This window comes from Thermodesulfobacteriota bacterium (genome assembly GCA_040756475.1).
Taxonomy (GTDB): Bacteria; Desulfobacterota; Deferrisomatia; order Deferrisomatales; family JACRMM01; genus JBFLZB01.
This window is the reverse complement of sequence record JBFLZB010000085.1, coordinates 1-19,529: the sequence shown is the minus strand read 5'-3', so window position 1 is coordinate 19,529 and position 19,529 is coordinate 1. Positions and strand designations below refer to the sequence as shown.

16 protein-coding genes are annotated in these 19,529 nt (G+C 72.5%); 11 read left to right on the top strand and 5 right to left on the bottom strand.

All coding sequences use genetic code 11. From position 1 onward, the window contains the following. Positions 1–75: 75 nt before the first annotated feature. The 4 genes from AB1578_13305 to AB1578_13290 form a co-directional block, all read right to left on the bottom strand. Positions 76–1,047, bottom strand: coding sequence for a TAXI family TRAP transporter solute-binding subunit (locus AB1578_13305; protein MEW6488877.1), 972 nt, complete (start codon positions 1,045–1,047; stop codon positions 76–78). Between the two features lie 339 nt (positions 1,048–1,386). Further along, positions 1,387–2,712, bottom strand: a complete 1,326-nt coding sequence (locus AB1578_13300) for an aspartate aminotransferase family protein (GenBank protein MEW6488876.1) — start codon at positions 2,710–2,712, stop codon at positions 1,387–1,389. A gap of 160 nt (positions 2,713–2,872) precedes the next feature. Continuing rightward, positions 2,873–3,706, bottom strand: coding sequence for a 3-keto-5-aminohexanoate cleavage protein (locus AB1578_13295; protein ID MEW6488875.1), 834 nt, complete (start codon positions 3,704–3,706; stop codon positions 2,873–2,875). A 19-nt stretch (positions 3,707–3,725) separates the two neighbouring features. Further along, a complete protein-coding gene (locus tag AB1578_13290; GenBank protein ID MEW6488874.1) occupies positions 3,726–4,532 on the bottom strand; it encodes a MurR/RpiR family transcriptional regulator in 807 nt (268 codons plus the stop codon). Positions 4,533–4,898: 366 nt separating this feature from the next. Here AB1578_13290 and AB1578_13285 point away from each other — a divergent pair, with 366 nt between their 5' ends. The 9 genes from AB1578_13285 (at position 4,899) to AB1578_13245 (ending at position 16,230) form a co-directional block, all read left to right on the top strand. Next, positions 4,899–6,062, top strand: a complete 1,164-nt coding sequence (locus AB1578_13285; GenBank protein MEW6488873.1) for a 6-phosphofructokinase — start codon at positions 4,899–4,901, stop codon at positions 6,060–6,062. A 354-nt stretch (positions 6,063–6,416) separates the two neighbouring features. Then, a complete protein-coding gene (locus tag AB1578_13280) occupies positions 6,417–6,779 on the top strand; it encodes a YajD family HNH nuclease (protein MEW6488872.1) in 363 nt (120 codons plus the stop codon). A 4-nt stretch (positions 6,780–6,783) separates the two neighbouring features. After that, positions 6,784–8,001, top strand: coding sequence for an efflux RND transporter periplasmic adaptor subunit (locus tag AB1578_13275; protein MEW6488871.1), 1,218 nt, complete (start codon positions 6,784–6,786; stop codon positions 7,999–8,001). Further along, the gene (locus AB1578_13270) at positions 7,998–8,684 is read left to right on the top strand and encodes an ABC transporter ATP-binding protein (protein MEW6488870.1); all 687 of its coding nucleotides are present in this window, start codon (positions 7,998–8,000) and stop codon (positions 8,682–8,684) included. Before AB1578_13275 ends, AB1578_13270 begins: the two co-directional genes overlap by 4 nt. Next, complete coding sequence (locus tag AB1578_13265; protein ID MEW6488869.1) at positions 8,681–9,889, top strand: ABC transporter permease; 1,209 nt, start codon at positions 8,681–8,683, stop codon at positions 9,887–9,889. Before AB1578_13270 ends, AB1578_13265 begins: the two co-directional genes overlap by 4 nt. A 7-nt stretch (positions 9,890–9,896) precedes the next feature. Then, positions 9,897–11,096, top strand: coding sequence for an ABC transporter permease (locus tag AB1578_13260; GenBank protein ID MEW6488868.1), 1,200 nt, complete (start codon positions 9,897–9,899; stop codon positions 11,094–11,096). Between the two features lie 152 nt (positions 11,097–11,248). Further along, on the top strand, positions 11,249–13,618 hold the full coding sequence (locus AB1578_13255; GenBank protein MEW6488867.1) for a PAS domain-containing protein: 2,370 nt from the start codon (positions 11,249–11,251) through the stop codon (positions 13,616–13,618). A gap of 101 nt (positions 13,619–13,719) precedes the next feature. Beyond that, on the top strand, positions 13,720–15,402 hold the full coding sequence (locus AB1578_13250; GenBank protein MEW6488866.1) for an AAA family ATPase: 1,683 nt from the start codon (positions 13,720–13,722) through the stop codon (positions 15,400–15,402). Positions 15,403–15,408: 6 nt separating this feature from the next. Further along, positions 15,409–16,230 carry a general secretion pathway protein GspB gene (locus AB1578_13245; protein MEW6488865.1) on the top strand — a complete coding sequence of 274 codons (822 nt, stop codon included), beginning with the start codon at positions 15,409–15,411 and terminating at the stop codon, positions 16,228–16,230. A 13-nt stretch (positions 16,231–16,243) separates the two neighbouring features. Here AB1578_13245 and AB1578_13240 read toward each other — a convergent pair whose 3' ends face one another. Beyond that, complete coding sequence (locus tag AB1578_13240; GenBank protein ID MEW6488864.1) at positions 16,244–17,779, bottom strand: R3H domain-containing nucleic acid-binding protein; 1,536 nt, start codon at positions 17,777–17,779, stop codon at positions 16,244–16,246. A gap of 201 nt (positions 17,780–17,980) precedes the next feature. Between AB1578_13240 and AB1578_13235 the strand changes: the two genes are divergently transcribed. Then, complete coding sequence (locus AB1578_13235) at positions 17,981–18,478, top strand: chemotaxis protein CheX (GenBank protein ID MEW6488863.1); 498 nt, start codon at positions 17,981–17,983, stop codon at positions 18,476–18,478. A gap of 384 nt (positions 18,479–18,862) precedes the next feature. Beyond that, the coding region (locus AB1578_13230; GenBank protein ID MEW6488862.1) for a copper ion binding protein at positions 18,863–19,529 on the top strand (667 nt) is incomplete at its 3' end.

The following is a 19,529-nucleotide window of genomic DNA, read 5'->3' as shown; positions in this document are numbered from 1 at the left end:
GCCCCTGCTACAACCCCCCCCGTGCTGGCCCCCCTACGGGGGCCGCCTGCCCGCCCCCGGTCGGGTGGCTCGGCATCAGATCCAGCCCTTCTCCTTGTAGTACTTCGCGGCGCCCGGGTGGAGCGGCGCCGAGAGGCCCTTCATCATCTCCGGCGGATTGAGGTTGCGGAAGGCGGCGTGGGACCTCTTGAGCTCGTCCAGGTTCTCGAAGACAAGCTTCACGAAGTCGTACACAGCCTGCTCCCCGACCGTCTCCGAGGTCATCATGGTGGCGGTCACGGCGTAGGTCTCCACGGGCTCGGCCACCCCGTGGTACGTGCCGGCGGGGATGGTGGTCATCACGTAATAAGGCCTCTCCTCCACGAACTTCCGCATGGCATCGCTGTTGATGGGGACGATCCGGATGGAGGTGGAGGTGGCAGGCTCCTCGATGGCTGCGCTGGGGTTGCCCACGGTGTAGAAGAAGGCGTCGATCTTCTTGTCCACCAGGGCCCGGGAGGCCTCGGCCTGCTGGAGCCCTTCGGCCTTGATGTCCTTTGCCTGGTCGATGCCGTAGAGCCGCAGCACGTCCTCGGCGTTGCCCCGCTGGCCGGAGCCCGGATTGCCGATGTTGATCCGCTTGCCCTTGATATCTTCTACTTTGGTGATCCCCGTGTCTGCGCGGGTCACCAGGAGCACCGTCTCGGGATGCAGGCTGAAGACGCTCCGCAGCGATGCCACGGGCTTGCCCGCCCAGTCGTTGGAACCCTTCGTAGCGTGCCAGTTCATGTCCGACTGGACCACGCCGAAGTCCAGGAGCCCCCGGTCCACGGCGTTGACGTTGAACACCGACCCCAGCGCCGGGCGACCCACGCAGTTGTACTTGCCCGTCGAGTGCTTGTTGATGATGCTGCACACCTGGAGGGCGACCTGGTAGTACACGCCGGTCACCGCACCGCCCCCGATGAGGAGGTCCTGGGCTGCCGGGGCCGGGCCGGCCGCCAGGCCGCCCACGGCCAGGGCCGCGCCCGCCACGAGGGCCTTCCATCCGTTGCGCGCCTTCTTCATCGTCGCCTCCTTCGCGTTCGTGGGCATCATCGCCCGGTTGAGAAGGGAATCCCCCCACTTGCGCCGCTCGCCGGCCGCCAGAGTGTAGCGTCATTCCCCCCCGGGTCAATGGGCGGCATGGGCCAGGAACCACCACCTGGGTGGCAAGCTGGGTCCGGGAGCCCTTGCGCTCCGCCCCGCAATCCGCGACGTTCAGAGGCAGCGTATCCGAGGGACCCGGTGCGCCGAGCCTCACGGATTTCGGCCTAGCGGCCGCCGTTCGGTCGAGGCGGCACGGGGCTGCGCTCCAGGACTCCCGGACCCCGCCCCAAGAACTTGGGTCGCGGATTCCGGGGGGTGCTACAGCGCCCGCGCCGCCGCCTCGATGGCCTCCCCCAGGGTGCGGACCAGGAAGCCGAGCTCTTCCTCCGTCACGGTGAGCGGCGGGCTCAAGAGGATGTGGTCTCCCCGGATGCCGTCGGCGCCGCCGTCGCCCGGGTACGTGACGAGCCCCCGCGCCATGGCCTCGCCCGCTACCTTGTAGGCCACTTTGCGCTTCGGGTCGAAGGGCTCCCTCGTGTCTCGATCGGCCACGAGCTCTACCCCGGCGAAGAGCCCCAGGCCGCGCACGTCGCCCACGAGCGGCAGGGCCGCGAGCCCCCGGAGCCCTTCCAGGAGGACCGGTCCCAGGGCCGCCGAGCGCTCGGAGAGCCGGTGGTCCTCCAGGTAGCGCAGCACCGCTGCGCCTACCGCCATGGAGACCGCGTGCTGCCCGTAGGTATGGCCGTGGATGAAGCTCCCGGAGCCGCCGCGCACCGCTTCGTGGATTCTCCGTCGCACCAGCACCGCCCCCAGGGGGGTGTACCCGCTGGAGAGGCCCTTGGCCAGCACCACGAGGTCGGCGTTCACGCCCCAGTGCTCCAGGGCCAGGTTGCGACCCGTCCGTCCGGCCCCGGTCATGACCTCGTCGGCGATGAGGAGAATGTCGTGGCGGTCGCAGATCTCTCGGATGCGCTGCCAGTACCCGTCCGGGGGCACAAGCACGCCGGCGGTGGCCCCCACGATGGGTTCGGCGATGAAGGCCGCCACGCTCTCGGGGCCCTCGTAGCGGATCGTCCGGTCCAGGGCGTCGGCGCAGGGAAGGCCACAGGCATCGGGGGTGCGCCCGAAGGGGCAGCGGTAGCAGTAGCAGGGCTCGATGTGGGGAGTGTGCTGGATGAGGGGCAGGTAGGGGCTGCGGCGGCCCGTGTGGCCCCCCAGGGCCAGGGCCCCGGCGGTGTTGCCGTGGTAGGAGGTCCAGCGGGAAATCACCTTGTAGCGGTCGGGCCGACCCGCCTCGCGCCAGTACTGGCGCGAGAGCTTTACCGCGGTCTCCACCGCCTCGGAGCCCCCCGAGACCAGGTAGACCCGGTCGAGCTCCGGATCGGGGGACAGGGCCGCCACCCGCTCCGCCAGCTCCTCGCACGTCCGAGTGGTGAACTGGCTCCCGTGGGCGAAGCTGATGGCGTCCATCTGGGCCAGGGCGGCCTGCCGAACCTCGGGGACGCCGTGGCCGATGGTCACCACGCAGGCCCCCCCCGAGCCGTCGAGGTAGCGCTTGCCCGTCGCGTCCCAGATCCACGCCCCCTCGGCGCGGACCGCGACGGGGTAGGTCTTGGCGGGGCTGCGGTAGAAGACGTGGGACATGGGAGCCTTTCGGTGCGCGTTGCACGTGGCGGGTTGCACGTTGGAGTGTGCCGACGTTCCGTGGTTCGTCAGCTCCCCGGGAGTTGGATCGGTCTTCTGCGGGTCGCTGGCGCCATCTTCACGCCTGACGCTTCACGTCTCACGTCTCACGTCTCACGCTTCACGCCCCGCGCTTGAGCCCCAGGATCTCCCTCGCCTGGGCGGGGGTGGCCACGGGGCGGCCTGCCTCGGCCGCGAGGCGCACGACGCGCTCCACGAACTGGGCGTTGGACCGGGCGAGCTCGCCCCGGCGGTAGTAGATGTTGTCTTCGAGCCCCACGCGCACGTGGCCCCCCAGGGCCAGGGTGGTCAGCACGATGGGCAGGTGTCCGGTGCCGATCCCGATGGAGCTCCAGGTGGAGTCCGGCGGGATGGCCTCCACCAGGTGGAGGAGCTCCTTGGGGGTGGCCGGGGCGCCCCCCGGGGCTCCCAGCACGAACTGGAAGTGGAGCGGCGCTTCGAGCAGCCCGCGATCCCGCAGCCGCAGGCAGTTGCCGATCATCCCGCCGTCGAAGATCTCGAGCTCGGGCTTGGTGCCGGCCTCCTTCATGCGCCGGGCGAGCTCCTCGAGGAAATCCGGCGGGTTCAGGAACACCCCGTCCCCCAGGTTCATGCTCCCGGCGTCGAAGCTCGCCAGCTCGGGGCGAAACTCCAGGGGGACGAACCGGGCCTCGTAGGCGAGGTTGCGGCCCGGGATGCCGCTGGTGGTCAGGCACACCACCGGGTCCGTGCCCGAAGCGGCCAGGCGGTCGAGCACCCGGCGGTAGAGCTCCGCGTCCTGGGTGCCCAGGGCGGTCTCGGGGTCGCGCACGTGGATGTGCACCACGCTCGCTCCGGCCCGGGCGGCCTCGGCGGCCGAGTCGGCGATCTCCTCGGGGAGGACGGGGATGTGGGGGCACTTCTCCCGGGGCATGCGGCTCCCCGTGATGGCGGCGGTGATGATGAGCGGTGCCACGGTTTCCTCCTCGGCCGGGTCATTCCCAGTACACCCCCCGCTCGGCCCACAGGGTCTCCTTTTCCTCCAGGGCCTCCCGCGCCCGGGGGCCCATGCGGCGGGAAACCTCCAGGAGCAGGGCCTGGGCCAGGCAGGCGCAGGCGGTAAAGCTCTCGATGTAGCCGTCCAGGCCATAGGCGGCCGGCAGGAGCACCTCGGCTTCGGCCGCCAGGGGGGAGGCGGGCCCGTCGGTGAGGGCGATGAGCCGCGCCCCCCGGCGCCGGGCCAGGGCCGCGGCCTCCACCACGGCCCGCGTGTAGCGGGGAAAGGTCACCGCCACCACCACGTCGCCGGGCTGCACGCGGTCCACGCCGTCCCAGATATCCCCGGTGCCCGGGACCAGGAGGCGCGCGTCGATGCCCAGGTACGACAGGCCCTCCCGCAGGAGCACCGCGACGGCGTGGGGGGTGCGCAGGCCCAGGAGCCAGGTGCGGGCGCCCCCGGCCAGCAGCACGGCGGCCCGTTCGAAGGCCTGGGGCGAGAGGCGGTCCCAGGTGTCCCGCAGGTTGTCGATGTCGCGGGCGAAGGCCCGGGCCAGGGGATCGGCCTCCCCCCGGGCAGTCAACCGCTCCACGGTGGTGCGTCGCCGAACCACCGCCGCCCGGAGCTCCTCCTGGAACGCGGGAAATCCCGGGTAGCCCCTCTCCTGGACCGCCCGGATCACCGTGGACTCGCTCGCCCCGCACCGGCGGCCGAGCTCCCGGGCCGAGAGGTAGCTCGCCTCTTCGGCGTGGGCCTCGGCATAGGCGATGACCCCGCGGCGGGCGGCGGACGGAAGGCGGGCCATGCAGGAACTCCTGCAATCGAGGGCCGGAAAGTGCAGCAAGACTTGCTGATACCACCCCCGGGTGCCGGTGTCAAAGGGAGAATGCGCCAACGGACAGGACCCGGTTCTTGGAACCACGAAGACACCAAGACACAAAGACGAGCGACACGGCTGATGGCCCCCGGGGGAGAGAGCGCGGCTTGCGGACCACCGATCGTCTGCCGGCACCAATCCCCCTCCGGCCGGTTTTCTTGGTGTCTTCGTGGTTCGCTTTGGGTTCGCTCTGTGTTCGCTTTGGGTTTGCCGCGTGTGGTCCGCCCCCGAGTTTACTTTCCGCCGCCTCCCGGTAGACTTGCGGGCCTTGTCTCGCACAACGGAGGGATACTCATGGCCAAGCCGCGCGCCGTCGCGATTCTCACGGGGGGAGGAGACGTTCCGGGGCTCAACCCCTGCATCAAGACGGTGGCCTACCGGGCCATCGACGAAGGGGTGCGGGTGCTCGGGGTGCGCCGGGGGTGGGGCGGGCTGCTGCACTACAACCCCGACGACCCCGAGAGCTTTGCCTCCAATCTCCAGTGGCTCGACAAGAACATGGTGCGCACCATCGACCGGACGGGGGGGACGTATCTGCACACGTCGCGGACCAATCCGGCGTCCGTGCGGCCCAAGGACGTGCCCGCGTTCCTCCGGGACCGGGTCCCCCCCGGCGCGGAGCGGGCGGATCTGACGGCGCACGTGGTCTCGAACCTGGACCGGCTCGGGGTGGACGCCCTCATCCCCATCGGGGGCGACGACACCCTGAGCTTCGGGGAGCGGCTCCACCGGGAGGGGTTTCCCGTGATCGCCGTGCCCAAGACCATGGACAACGACGTGTACGGCACGGACTACTGCATCGGGTTCTCCACCGCCGTGACCCGCAGCGTGAACTTCATCCACGCGCTTCGCACCTCCACGGGCTCCCACGAGCGCATCGCCGTGGTGGAGCTCTTCGGCCGCTACTGCGGGGAGACCTCGCTCGTGTCGGCGTACCTCTCGGGGGCCGACCGGGCCATCATCTCCGAGGTGCCCTTCGATCCCGAGCGCCTCGCCCGCCTGGTGCTCGCCGACAAGCGGGCCAATCCCAGCAACTACGCCATGGTGACCATCTCGGAGGGCGCCCGGCTGGCGGGGGGCGAGATGCACCTGACGGGCGAGGCCGACCCCTACGGGCACCGCAAGCTCGGGGGCATCGGCGCCGAGACCGGGGCGCTCCTCAAACGCATCACCGGAGAGGACATCGTCTTCCAGCAGCTCTCCTACCTGATGCGCAGCGGGGCTCCCGACTCCCTGGACCTCATGGTGGCGGTGAACTTCGCCAACATGGCCGTGGACCTGGCCCTGGAAGGCACCTCGGGGCGGCTCGTGGCCCTCTCCCGGGGCACCTACACCGACATCCCCCTGAGCACGGTCGCCCAGGGCAAGAAGCGCGTCGACGTGGAAGAGCTCTACGACTCCGAGGAATACCGGCCCAAGGTGCGCCACGTGATGGGGAAGCCGATGTTTCTGTACTGACGAGGCGGCGCCTCGGACCGTCGAGGCATGGGCGGGCCGGGGGCCTCCCCTGCGGCGGCACAGGATCCCGTGGGCTCTCGGATGGTCCGTGGCATTCCAGCGAGGGAAGGGAAGGGTCTCTGGCGTCCGCAAGGGCATCGCCAAGACCGCCTGCGCCGCCTCCGGGCAGACCCCCGGCCCGCCCCCCGCACCGTGCACGGCGACGGTCGCCCTCTCTCCAACGGACCACGGCCAACGGACCACGGACCACCCGCAAGGAGTTCCTTCATGGCCCGCTACAGCTTCGGAAACAAGGCCGGCAAAGTGCGCGCCCGCACGGTGGCGGGCGGGGGGCCCGCCCCGGGCGCCGACGAGGTGGTCCGGCGGCTGAAGGAAGAGGCCCGAAAACCCTCCGGGGAAGACTACCGGGAGCGGTCCCTGGCGCTCCACGGCAGCGTGTGCGCCCGGTGCGGGCGCGACTTCGGGGGCAAGGACCTCAAGCTCCTGACCGTCCACCACCGGGACGGGGACCACCGGAACAACCCCGCCGACGGGAGCAACTGGGAAAACCTCTGCATCTACTGCCACGACGACGCCCACAGCCGGGGCGTGCTGGGCGAGTACGTGGGGGGACAGAAGTCCCGGGACGAGCGCCTTCTGGCCTACGGGGACGAGGCGGGCGGGGGCACCAGCCTGGGCGATCTGCTCCGCAAGGCCCTAGAGGGCAAGGAGAAGTAAGACCATGGCCCAGCCCCGCCGGTGGGGGCGGCGCCTCCTGCGCACGCTCCTGCTCGTGCCCCTCCTGGGGGGCGCCGGATACGGGGCGTGGCACCTCTCCCGGCCCACGCCCGTTTTGGTGGTCCTCGCGACCCTGGAGCGGGGCCGGGTGGAGGCCACCGTGGCCAACACCCGGGCCGGCACGGTGAACGCCTGCCGGCGGGCGCGGCTGGCCCCCGCGGTGGGGGGGCCCATCGCTCGGCTCCCGGTGCGGGAGGGGGATCGGGTGGCGGCGGGCCAGGTGCTCCTGGAGCTCTGGAACGAGGACTTGCGGGCGGCAGTGACCCTGGCCGAGCGGGAAGCCGACGCGGCGGCCTCCCGGGCCGAGGAGGCGTGCACCCTTGCGGAGGTGGCCGAGCGCGACGCGGCTCGCTTGGAGCGGCTGCTTCGCCAGGGGGTGGCCACCGAGGAGGCGGCCGACCGGGCATCGAGCGAGGCCCGGGCTCGGCGCGCGGGGTGTGCGGCCTCCGTTGCGGGGGCTCAGGTGAGCGCGGCGCGGGTGGCCGTGGCCCGTGCGAATCTGGAGCGCACGATCCTGCGCGCCCCCTTCCCCGGCACGGTGGCCGAGGTGAACGGGGAGCTCGGCGAAGTCGTGACCCCTTCGCCCATCGGCGTGCCGACCCTGCCGGCCGTGGACCTCATCGACGACCGCTGCCTCTACGTCACCGCTCCCATCGATGAGGTGGACGCCCCGGCGGTGCGTCCCGGCCTCCCGGTCCGGATGAGCCTCGACGCCTTTCCAGGCCAACGCTTTCCCGGCACCGTGCGGCGGGTGGCCCCCTACGTGCTCGACCTGGAGCGCCAGGCCCGCACGGTGGACGTGGAGGTGGAGTTCGCTTCCTCGGCCGAGCCCCGGGGCCTCCTGGCCGGATACAGCGCCGACGTGGAGGTGGTGCTCGACACGCGGGAGTCGGCCCTTCGGGTGCCGGCCCAGGCCGTGCTCGAGGGCCACCGGGTGCTGGTGTACCGGGAGGACGAGCCCCGAGCCCGCCGCCCCGCCGAGGGGGTGCTCCAGGAGCGTGTCTTCCAGCCCGGCCTCTCGAGCTGGGAGTACGTGGAGGCGGTCTCGGGCCTCCAGGAGGGGGAGCGGATCGTCCTCTCGGTAGACCGGGAGGGGCTGCGCGCCGGGGCCCGGGCTACCCCGGAGGGGGAGGGCGAGGGGGGGAGGGAAACCCGCCCTTGATCGAGCTCCGGGAGCTGACCCGGATCTACGCCGTGGGGGATCAGGAGGTTCGCGCCCTCGACGGGGTGAGTCTGCGCGTGGGCGCGGGGGAATACGTGGCCATCATGGGACCCTCGGGCTCGGGAAAGTCCACCCTGCTCCACCTTCTTGGACTGCTGGACCGCCCCACCTCGGGGACCTATCTCCTGGGGGGAGCCGACGTCACGGACCTGGGGGACCAGGAGCGGGCGCTCGCCCGGCGCGACAGGATCGGCTTCGTCTTCCAGTTCTTCCACCTGGTGGAGCGCCTCACGGCCGAACAGAACGTGGAGCTCCCCCTCGTCCTGGCCGGACTGCCCCCCGGGGAGCGCCGTCCCCGGGTGCGGGCAGCCCTGGAGTCCATGGGGCTCGCCGACCGACTGGATCACCGGCCGAGCCAGCTCTCGGGGGGGCAGCGCCAGCGGGTGGCCATCGCCCGGGCCACCGTGACCCGGCCCTCGATCCTCCTGGCCGACGAGCCCACCGGCAACCTGGACCGCGCTTCCGGCCGGGAGGTCCTCCAGATCCTGGAGGGTCTCCAGGCGGAGGGCCTCACCCTGCTCGTGGTCACCCACGACCCGGAGATCGGCGAACGGGCCGGGCGCCGCATCCGCATGGTGGACGGCCGGGTGGCCCAGGACACGGCCGGGGGGGCGGCCCCGTGAGGCCGGCCGACGTGGCGGGTTTCGCCCTGGGGAGCCTCAAAGGGTATCCCCTGCGCAGCGCCCTGACCCTGCTCGCCATGTCCATCGGCGTGGCGGCGGTGGTGGTGCTCACCTCCCTGGGAGAAGCCGCCCGGCGCTACGTCACCGGCGAGTTCGCCTCCCTCGGCACCCACCTCCTCATCGTCGTCCCAGGCCGCTCCGAGACCGCCGGGGCGGTACCCAACGTCTTCGTGGGCCAGACCCCCCGGGACCTCACGGTGGCCGACGCCTCGGCCCTGACCCGCAGCGGGTTCGTGGCCCGAGTGGCCCCCCTGAGCCTCGGCTCGGCGCCCGTGGCCTGGGGCGGCCGGGAGCGGGAGGTGCCGGTGCTGGGGTCCACCGCGGAGCTCCTGCCCTTGCGGCGGTGGACCATGGCCCAAGGCGTCTTCCTGCCCCCCGGCGACCCGGACCGGGCCTCGGCCGTGTGCGTGCTGGGGACCCAGGTGCGCCGCGAGCTCTTCGGGCCGGCCCGGGCCCTGGGGGAGTGGGTGCGCATCGGGGACCGGCGTTTCCGGGTGATCGGGGTACTGGCCTCGGAGGGCCGCTCCATCGGGCTCGACGTGGAAGACATGGTGGTGGTGCCCGTGGCCTCGGCCCAGATGCTCTTCAACAACCCCTCCCTGGCCCGGATCCTGGTGGAGGCCCGCAGCCGGGAGGCCATTCCCCGAGCCCGGGAGGCGGTTCAGGCGATCCTCAAGGCGCGCCACCAGGGGGAGGAGGACGTGACCGTCATCGCCCAGGACGCCGTGCTCGCCACCTTCGACCGCATCCTGGGAGCCTTGACCCTCACGGTGGGGGGGATCGGGGCCATCAGCCTCTTGGTGGCGGGCATCCTGGTGATGAACGTGATGCTCGTGGTGGTATCCCAGCGCCGGGGAGAGATCGGGCTCCTGGTGGCGCTCGGAGCCACCGGCCGCGCCATCCGGGTGCTCTTCCTGGCCGAGGCGGCGCTCCTCTCCCTGGCGGGGGCGGCGGTGGGGCTCTTCCTGGGGGAGGGGGGAAGCTGGGCCCTGGCCCAAGCCTATCCCCGGCTTCCCCTGGGTCCGCCCCCCTGGGCGGCGGGGGCGGCGGTGGCCGTGGCGCTGGCAACGGGACTCCTCTTCGGCGTCCTCCCGGCCCGCCGGGCGGCGCGCCTGGACCCTGTGGAAGCCCTGGCGCGGCGCTGAAGGGCCCGTGCGCACCCTCGATCTCGCACGCCTTGCGTCGGGCGCGGCCCGCTCCCAGCCGCTGCGCAGCCTGCTCACCGTGCTGGGCATCGCGGTGGGCATCGCCTCGGTGGTACTCCTCACCTCCATCGGCGAGGGGGTGCAGCGTTTCGTGCTGGCCGAGTTCACCCAGTTCGGGACGAACCTGGTGAGCGTCCATCCGGGGCGGGCCACCACGTTTGGCGCCTCGGTGGGGGTCTTCGGCACCGTGCGCCCCCTCACCCTGGCCGACGCCGAGGCCCTCCGGCGGGTGCCCCACGTGCGGGCCGTGGTGCCGGTGGTCCAGGGCAACGCGGAGGTGCGGGGGGAGAGCCGGCGGCGCCGGGTCACGGTGTACGGGGTGGGCCCGGGCTTCCCCGAGGTCTTCACCTTCGGCGTGGCCTCGGGCACCTTCCTGCCCCCCGACGACCTGGAGGCCCCCCGGTCCTTCGCCGTGCTCGGAAGCCGCCTGCGCGAGGAGCTCTTCGGCCGGGAGAACCCCCTGGGCCGCCTGGTCCGGGTGGGGGGCAGCCGCTACCGGGTGGTGGGCACGATGGAGTCCAAGGGGCAGGTGCTGGGCTTCGACCTGGACGACACGGTCTACCTCCCGGCGGCCCGGGCCCTGGAGCTCTTCAACCGGGACAGCCTCATGGAGGTGGACCTGCTCTACGCCGAGGGGGCCCCCGTGGAGGAGGTGGTGGCGGGCATCCGCCGCATCCTCGCGGCCCGCCACGGGCGGGAGGATTTTACCATCACCACCCAGCAGCAGATGCTCGACGTGCTAGGCGGGGTGCTGGGGGTGCTCACCTTTGCCGTGGGCGCACTGGGGGCCATCTCGCTCCTGGTGGGCGGGGTGGGCATCCTCACCATCATGACCATCGCGGTGGCGGAGCGTACCCCCGAGGTGGGGCTCCTGCGGGCCCTGGGGGCGCGCCGGGGCCAGGTGCTGGGCCTCTTCCTGGGAGAGGCCGCGCTGCTGGGCGCCGCCGGGGGGCTCGCGGGGCTCGCCCTGGGCGCGGGGGGCGCCCGGCTGCTCCACCTGATCGCACCCGCTCTGCCGGTGTACACGGCCTGGACCATGGTCCTCCTGGCCGAACTTGTCGCGGTCTCCATCGGCCTGGCCGCGGGCGCCGTGCCGGCCCTGCGGGCCGCCGGCCTGGACCCGGTGGAGGCCCTGCGGGCCGAATGAGACCCGGCGGTTCCCCGTTGTGTGGAGAGGTTCTCATCTGCTATTAGGGAGCGATCAGTAATGCATCGCGCGGTTGGCACCGCACATTTCGGCGGGAGGCGCGGAAGGGTCATGGGGCCTGGATGAGCACGAACGGCGCCCGGATACTGGTCGTGGCAGGAGACGGAGCCCCGGGGGAACGGCTGCGGGCCCTGGGAGCCGGGTCCGGCGGATACACCGTGGACTGCGTCGCGGGCGCCGCCCAGGCTCGTGCCGCCGCGGTCGCGAGCCCGCCCCACTTCGTCCTCGCCCAGGATCGGCTCCCCGACGGCACGGCCGCAGGGCTCCTCCGCGGGGGAGAAGGCCTTGCGGGAACTTCCTTCGCGGTGGTGTCCGACGATCCCGGCGCGCCCGAGGTCCGCGACGCGCTGGAGGCGGGTGCGCTGGACTGCCTCGCCCCCGGAGAGCTCTCTCCCGAGAACCTGCCTGCCCTCGTGGCACGGCTTCACCGCGTCGCTGGGGGGTTGGCGGCCCGACGGCAGGCGGAAGCCGAGCGCGACGAGTACCGCCGGCGCCTCGACCTCATCACCGGGAACCTGGGGGTGGGCTTCGCCCTGGTTTCCCGGGACTACCGCATCCAGTGGGCCAACGACACGCTCCGGGACGTCTTCGGGGAAGTGGCGGGAGCCGTCTGCCACGAGGCGTTCAACCGCCGCCCGGATGTCTGCCCGGGATGCGGCGTGCGGGAGGTCTTCGACGGGGGCGCCGAACGGGTCGTGCGGGAGCAGCGGCACTACGACACGGCCGGCCGTCCCGTATGGTTCGAGGTGCTGGCCGCCCCCGTGCGGGACGCCGGGGGAGCGGTGACCGGGGCCATGGAGCTCCTCGTTCCCCTTACCGAGCGCAAGCGTGCCGAGGAACGGCTGGCCCGGCACCTGGAGCACGAGCGCCTGCTGGCCGAGGTGGCGGCCGCTGCCGTGCGCACGGGCGCTCCCGAGCGGTTCCAGGAAGAGTGCGTCGCGCTCCTCTCCCGGGCCCTCGACGTGAGCCGGATCTACGTGTTCGAGCACCGGGTTGCCACCGACACCATGGACAACACGGTGGAGTGGGTCGCACCCGGAGTGAGCCCCGAGCGGGAACGCCTGCAAGGGGTCCCCGCTACGGCAACCCCCTGGTGGATGAAGGAGCTGCGGGCCGACCGGGTGATCTCCTGCGCCGACCTCGAGGAGATCCCCGGCGAGGGGGAGAGGGAGATCCTGCGGTCCCAGGGGATCCGGGCGGTCCTGGCGGTCCCCCTCTTCGTGGGGGACCGCTACTTCGGGTTTCTCGGCTTCGACGAGTGCCGGGGTCCGCGCCGATGGCTCCCGGAGGACGTGGAGCTCCTGCGGACCGTGGGGAGCTTCCTCTCCATCATCCTCGAGCGCCGCCGCGCCGAGGAGACGCTGCGCGCCAGCGAGGCCCGCTACCGGAAGCTCTCCGACGAATTTCACGCCGTCCTCGATGCGATTCCCGACACCCTGATTCTGCAATCGCCGCAGATGGAGATCCTGTGGGCGAACCGCGGAGCGGCCCTGGGGGTGCGGCGCGAGCCGCGGGAGCTCGTGGGGCGGCGGTGCTACGAGATCTGGCACAACCGCGACCGCCCCTGCGACCCCTGCCCGGTGCGCGAGTGCCTCGCTTCGGGAGAGTTCGCCGAGTGCTGCACCACCGACCCCGAGGGGCGTATCTGGGAGCTTCGGGCCGTGCCCCTGCGCGACGACGGGGGAGGCATGTTGGGCACGATCGAGCTGGCCCGCGACATCACCGCCCGCCGCCAGGCAGAGGCCGAGCGCGAGGCCCTGATCGCCGAGCTCCGATCCCGCAACGAGGCCCTGGACCAGTTCACCTACACCGTCTCCCACGACCTCAAGGGGCCGCTTACCACCATCCGGGGCTTTGCGGGCCTCATGGAGCGGGAGGCCCGGGAGGGCCGGGCGGAGCGCGCCCGGGGCTACGCGCGCCAGATCGGCGCGGCGGCCGAGAGGATGCAGCGCCTGCTGGACGACCTGCTGGGGCTGTCGCGCATCGGGCGGCTCACCCACGCGCCCGTGCCCGTCTCCCTCCTGGAAGTGGCCCGGGAGGCCGCCGCCTCGTTCGCGGTCCAGGCGGCCGAGCGGGGCGTCGAGGTGGAGATCGCCCCGGATCTGCCCGTGGTCCGGGGAGACCCCACGCGCCTGAGGGAAGTGCTGGAAAACCTCCTGGGCAACGCGGTGAAGTTTTTGGGGGACGAGCCCCACCCGTCCGTGCGCGTGGGGTGGCGCGCCCACGCCGCCCGGCCCGTCTTCTACGTCCGGGACAACGGAGTGGGAATCGCGCCGGAGCAACGGGAGCGGGTCTTCGGTCTCTTCGAGAAGCTCGATCCCCATAGCCCCGGCACCGGTATCGGCCTGGCCATCGTCAAGCGCATCGTAGAGGTGCACGGCGGCAGGATCTGGGTGGAGTCCGAGGGCCGCGGCACCGGCTGCACCTTCTGCTTCACGCTGGGGGAAGCGGACAGGGGCTAGCCCCAACTTGACCCTTTCGCTCCTCGGCTGATACCGTCGTTTCGTTGGCCACGCCCTCGTCGCGCGGAGCCCCAGGGCGCCGCCGAAGCTCCCGCGAGCCCATGTACCGCAGCTACTTCGGATTGAGGGAAGAGCCCTTCGCCCTCACCCCCGACCCCCGGTTCCTCTACCTGAGCCCCCGCCACCGGGAGGCCCTGGCCCACCTCCTCTACGGCATGGGTGAGGCGGGGGGGTTCGTGCAGCTCACGGGGGAGGTGGGCACGGGGAAGACGACGTTGTGCCGGAGCCTGCTGGAGCAGGCGCCCGAGGGCGTGGACGTGGCGCTCCTCTTCAACCCCCGCCAGACTCCCGCGGAGCTCGTGGCCTCGGTGTGCGACGAGTTCCGCGTGCCCTACCCTCCGGGCACGTCGAGCCTCAAGATCCTCACCGATGCCCTCAACCGCCACCTGCTCGACGGCCACGCCCGCGGCCGGCGGGCGGTGCTCGTCATCGACGAAGCCCAGAACCTCAGCGCCGAGGCCCTGGAGCAGGTGCGGCTGCTCACCAACCTGGAGACCACCACCCGCAAGCTCCTCCAGATCCTGCTCATCGGCCAGCCCGAGCTCCGGGCCCTCATGGCCCGCCCGGAGCTGCGGCAGCTGGACCAGCGGATCACCGCCCGCTACCACCTCGCCCCCCTCACCGCGGAGGAGACGGCCCAGTACGTGCGCCACCGTCTGGAGGTGGCCGGAGCGGCGGAGCCCCTGTTCACTCCGGGAGCGCTCTCCCGGGTGCACCGGCTCTCCGGGGGGGTGCCACGGCTCGTGAACGTGCTCTGCGACCGGGCCCTGCTGGCGGCCTACGCCAGGGGAGAGCGGCCGGTGGGAAGCAGGCTCGTGGGACGGGCCGCTGCCGAGGTGCGGGGAGAGGGCGCGGTCACCCGGCGCCGGGCGTGGGGCTGGGCCGGTGCCGCGGTCGCCCTGGCTCTGGCCGCGGCGGCGTGGGGGTTGGTGTCCTTCGCCCCGCCTGCCGCTCGCGTCGCGGCCGACCGGGAGGGAGGGGGAGAGGTCTTCGCCCTGCCCGTGGAGCCTCCGCCCCTTCCCCTCGCCGAAGTCCCTGCCGAGCTTCCGGCGCCTGCCGCCGAGCCCGCAGCGACCGAACCCTTCGGGCCGCGCCTGGCCGGGGGAAGCCTGCGCACCGGGAGCGACGACGCGCTGGCGACCCTGTTCGGCTATTGGGGCCTGTCCTACGCCGAGGCAGCCGGCGCCACGGCCTGCGAACGGGCCGAGGCCCTGGGCTTGCGCTGCACCTACGGCCGCGGAAACTGGACGACGCTCGCCCACTACGGGCTGCCGGCGGTGCTGGAGCTGCGCGACGGCGCGGCCGCCCGCCACCACGGGGTCCTGGTCGGCCTCGACGGCTTCGTCGCGACGCTGGACTTCGGGGGCGAGCCCCTCACGGTACCCCGGCAGGAGCTCGACCCCCTGTGGTTCGGCGAATTCCTCTTCCTGTGGCAGGGGCCTCCCGAGGGAGCTTCCGTCCTGCGCCTGGGAAGCGAGGGACCCGACGTGGTGTGGCTCCGCACCCTTCTGGATGCGGCCGAGGGGCGTTCCCCCCCTTCGGCCGGAGCTGCGAACCCGCGCTTCGGCCCCGGCCTTCGGGAGAGGGTGCGAGCCTTCCAGAGCGCCCGGGGGCTGGCGCCCGATGGGATTGCCGGAGAGCAGACGTTCATCCAGCTCAACACCGCCGCAGGCCCGCCCTCGGTCCCGGTTCTCCGGCGTCACCACGGGCCCGGGGAGCCCTGACGAGCCATGTCGTACATCCTGGAAGCTCTGCGCAAGGCCCAGCAGGAGCAGCAGCGGGGACAGGCTCCGGACTTGAAGGCGGCCGTGGGTATCCCGGCCCCGGAGCCTCGCCGGCGACGCCTGCGGTGGGGCTGGGCCGTGGCGGCCCTGGTCCTCGGGGCAAACGCCCTGGTGCTGGGGTGGACCCTCCGGCCCCGCCCGCCCGGGCCCCTGCCGGCATCCCTCCCGGCACCTCCCCCCCCGGAGGCCCGCCTCGCCGCCGCTCCTCCTGTGCCTGCCGAACCCCGGCGGACGGGAGACCTGCGCCTGCCCGCCGAGACGCGGCCCCTGGCAGCCGAGGCCGAGCGCCGCGCCCCTCCCCGTGCGGTGACCCCGGAGCCCCAACAACCTCCCGTCGGCGCCGCCGGGGCCGCCGCTCCCCTGCCCTCCCCGGCCGAAGCCCCAACGACGCCCGCGCAGGACACGGCGCCGGCGGTCCCCGAGCCCCCAGCGGCGGCGGAGCCGGCGTCTCCCGTCGCGCAGATCCAGCCGGTCCCGGCCCCGGCGCCTGAACCGCGCCGGGAGGCCGGGGCCGTTGCCGGCGCGGCCCCGGTACCCCTGCTCCAGGAGCTGCCCCCGGAGGTCCGCCAGGGTCTCCCCCCCCTGGAAATCAACGGGCACGTGTACGCGGACGACCCCTCCGAGCGGTTCGTCTTCATCAACTGGAAGCCGTATCGAGAGGGTGACCGCCTGGGCGCGGCCGAAGGGCCTGTGCTGGAGAAGATCACCGTGGAAGGGGTGGTGGTGGACTTCGGCTCCGTGCGGGCGCAGGTGCCGGTGCTGCCGTGACCCTCACCCCGCCTCAATCCGGGTACACCACCAGGTGACGATCGCCGCCGGCGCCCGTGCTCTGGGCGGTGAGGCCGGACCGGGTGACGACCCGGTGCTGGAGCTTGCGCAGGGCCGCGGGCTGGGGAGCCAGCGCCGCAGGGCCTCCCCCGGCCCGGATCGCGTCCACCGCCTCCTCGGCCTCCTGCACCGCTCGCGCCACCTCGCCCTCCTCGAAGCCGCCCACGTGGAGGAAGGCCTCCTGAAGGACGCGCCGCAGCGTGGCGGTGCTGTTTCTCTTGACCCAGTGCACCGGCACCCCCGCCTCCCCCAGGATGCGCTCGAGCCGGGCGTCGCGGCCGCGGGAACGCAGGGCCACGATGGCATCGGCCTGCTGGGGGCGGCCCACCGCCCGGGCGTTGAGGCCGAGATCCCGGATGGCCCGCTCCAGGGAGTCGCGGCTCAAGGCGTAGGCGAAGAGGCGGGTGCGCCCGCCCGGGGCCGCCTGCTCCCCGTCGGCGGAAGCGGGGGGGCGGTTCGGCTCCCCCGGCGCGGCCACCGCCACCACCTGGCCGTCCTCCCCCCGCACCCGGTGCTCTCCCCCGGGGTCCGCCCGGCGGAGCAGGGCATCCACGGCAGCTCCCGTGTCGCGGTGGACGATCACCTCGACCCGGCTCACGATCTCCACCACGGCGTCGAAGGTAGGGGGCGCCTTGCGCTCGCTCACGGTCTTCTGGGTGCGCCGCAGGCGCGCCTCCTCGTCGCCCAGGGTCACGGTCTGCACGCCCCCCACCAGGTCGCTCAGGGTGGGATTGAGCACCAGGTTTTCCAGGCAGTTGCCGTGGGCCGTGCCGATGAGCTGCACGCCCCGCTCGGCGATGGTGCGGGCGGCGGCCGCCTCGGCGGCGGTGCCGATCTCGTCCACGATCACCACCTCGGGCATGTGGTTCTCCACCGCCTCGATCATCACCGCGTGCTGACGGTCGGGATGGGGCACCTGGATGCGCCGGGCGCTCCCGATGCCGGGGTGGGGCACGTCCCCGTCCCCCGCGATCTCGTTGGAGGTGTCCACCACCATCACCCGCTTGCCCAGGTCGTCGGCGAGCACCCGAGCCGCCTCCCGGAGCATGGTGGTCTTGCCCACTCCCGGCGGGCCCATGAGGAGCAGGCTCGCGCCGCTCTCCACCAGGTCGCGGATGAAGTCCACCGTGCCGAAGACCGCCCGGCCCACCCGCAGGGTGAGCCCCACCACCTCGCCCCGGCGATTTCGCAGGGCCGAGATGCGGTGCAGGGTGCGCTCGATGCCGGCCCGGTTGTCGGCCGTGAACTCCCCCAGCCGCTCCACCACCTGGTCCAGGTCGTCGCGGGTGACGGGCCGGGGCAGCAGGCGACGGGCGCTTTCCCGGAAGCGCGCCTCGGGGGGACGGCCCAGATCGAGCACGACCTCCAGCAGGTCCTCCAGGGGGCGGCCTTCCAGGGGCTGGCGGATCTCCCGGGGGAGGGCATCGAGGAGCAAGGCAAGGTCGTCGCCCGAGGAAGATGGGCAGGCGGTGGGGTGCGGGGCGTCCATGGGGGCAGTCTAGCACCGCCCCGGTCCCGGCGGGGAGGGCCCTTCCCTTCGGAGCGGCCCTGGCCGCGAACGCGGATCTCGGCCAAACGGCACATCCAGAAACCGTTCCCGAAATCCCTCAATTGTTTTCCTTCCCGGTTCGATAGGTAGCGTGCCCCGAACCCGCGTTCGCCCGGCCCCCGGGCGAGGAGAAGCAGCGCCATGCTCAAGGTGGACCTCAACGAGGCCCTGGTCGACGCCATCATCCGCAGCACCCACGCCGGCCTCCAGATGGCGGGGCTCTCGCCGCGCCCGGTGGGGATCAGCACGCTCCCCGCCCGGGCGCAAGAGGTGGCCGTCGTGATCGGCCTGGTGGGCCGGCGCAACGGCACGGTCACCTTGAGCCTCTCCCAGCGGGCCGTGCTCCTACTGGCCAACCGTTTCACGGACTCCGGCCAGTCGGAGGTCAACGAGGACGTTCTCGACGCCGTGGGGGAGATCACCAACATCGTGGCCGGCCGCCTCAAGGGGGAGCTCGGCGACCCTTCCTACGGCATCACCAGCATCTCGTGCCCCTCCATCATCATCGGCGCCGACTACCACCTCTACCAATTCCGGGGCTTCCAGACCGTCTCCGTGGAGTTCGAGATTGAGGAGCTGCCCATCATGTTCTGGCGGGAGCGCCTGTTTTCCGCCACCCTGTCCTTGACCCGGGCCTAGGAATCTTCCAAGCCCCGGCATCGTGAGCCAACCGCCCAGTTTGCGCGCGGGCCTCACGAAAGCCACGGCGCGCACACTCACCCGGTACCCATCGAAATCGATATCGAAATCGCGATCGAAGTCGGGGTCGATATCGATTTCGATTTCGATTTCGATCGGGCAGAAGCAAACGAACCGTCACGCAGGGCGGTCTGAGGCGCAGTCCCTCCCCGCGCAGCGCAACGAGCCCCTCGCCGAGTTCCCCTCCCGCGGTACACTCCCCCGGTCCCCGGCCCGGCGAGCAGCGCCTTCTCTGCGGCGCTCCCCCAGAGCCTCGGCATGAAACCACCGGGTGCGGTTCCGCGTCGAAGCGGGCGAGGACGACCCGCGCGCAGGGAGGAACCCATGAAGACCCCCGCCATCGACCCCGTCTGCCGCATGGAGGTGGACCCCGAGGCGCCGCCCGGGGGCACCTCCGACCACGAGGGCAAGCGCTACTACTTCTGCAACCCCCGGTGCCGGGGGCGCTTCGAAGCCGATCCCGAGGGGGTCCTGGCCGCCTACCGGACGAACGCCCAGGAGGAGGAGGCCGCACACGTGGGCGAGGAGGAGGCCCCGACCGCGGAGCCTCGGTCGGGCGGGGTCAAGGAGGTCCTGGACCTCACCGGCATGAGCTGCGCCTCTTGCGCCGCGGCCATCGAGAGGGGGCTGCGCCGGGTTCCGGGGGTAGGGGTGGCCAACGTGAACTTCGCCGCCTCCAAGGCCTACGTGGAGCGGGACCCCTTCCGGGCCGGGCACGAGGACCTGGTGGCGGCGGTGCGCAAGGCGGGGTACGGGGTGCGGGAAGCCGGGGCCGAGCGCACGGCGGAGCTCTCGCTCACAGGGGTGGACTCGGCCCACTGCGCGGGCTTGGTGGAAAAGGCCCTGGGGGGTCTCCCCGGCGTGGAGTCTGCTTCGGTGAACCTCGCAACCTCCCGCGCGCGGGTCGCTTACGACCCGTCCCGGGTCCGGGTGTCCCGGATGATCGAGGCGGTCAAGGCCGCCGGGTACGGGGCCCGGGTGGCCGAGGGCC

Excerpts from the sequence above, each read along its gene's own strand:
- AB1578_13305 (MEW6488877.1), bottom strand. The coding sequence starts at position 1,047 with ATGAAGAAGGCGCGCAACGGATGGAAGGCCCTCGTGGCGGGCGCGGCC.
- AB1578_13300 (MEW6488876.1), bottom strand. The coding sequence starts at position 2,712 with ATGTCCCACGTCTTCTACCGCAGCCCCGCCAAGACCTACCCCGTCGCG.
- AB1578_13290 (MEW6488874.1), bottom strand. The coding sequence starts at position 4,532 with ATGGCCCGCCTTCCGTCCGCCGCCCGCCGCGGGGTCATCGCCTATGCC.
- AB1578_13285 (MEW6488873.1), top strand. The coding sequence starts at position 4,899 with ATGGCCAAGCCGCGCGCCGTCGCGATTCTCACGGGGGGAGGAGACGTT.
- AB1578_13275 (MEW6488871.1), top strand. The coding sequence starts at position 6,784 with ATGGCCCAGCCCCGCCGGTGGGGGCGGCGCCTCCTGCGCACGCTCCTG.
- AB1578_13250 (MEW6488866.1), top strand. The coding sequence starts at position 13,720 with ATGTACCGCAGCTACTTCGGATTGAGGGAAGAGCCCTTCGCCCTCACC.
- AB1578_13245 (MEW6488865.1), top strand. The coding sequence starts at position 15,409 with ATGTCGTACATCCTGGAAGCTCTGCGCAAGGCCCAGCAGGAGCAGCAG.
- AB1578_13240 (MEW6488864.1), bottom strand. The coding sequence starts at position 17,779 with ATGGACGCCCCGCACCCCACCGCCTGCCCATCTTCCTCGGGCGACGAC.
- AB1578_13235 (MEW6488863.1), top strand. The coding sequence starts at position 17,981 with ATGCTCAAGGTGGACCTCAACGAGGCCCTGGTCGACGCCATCATCCGC.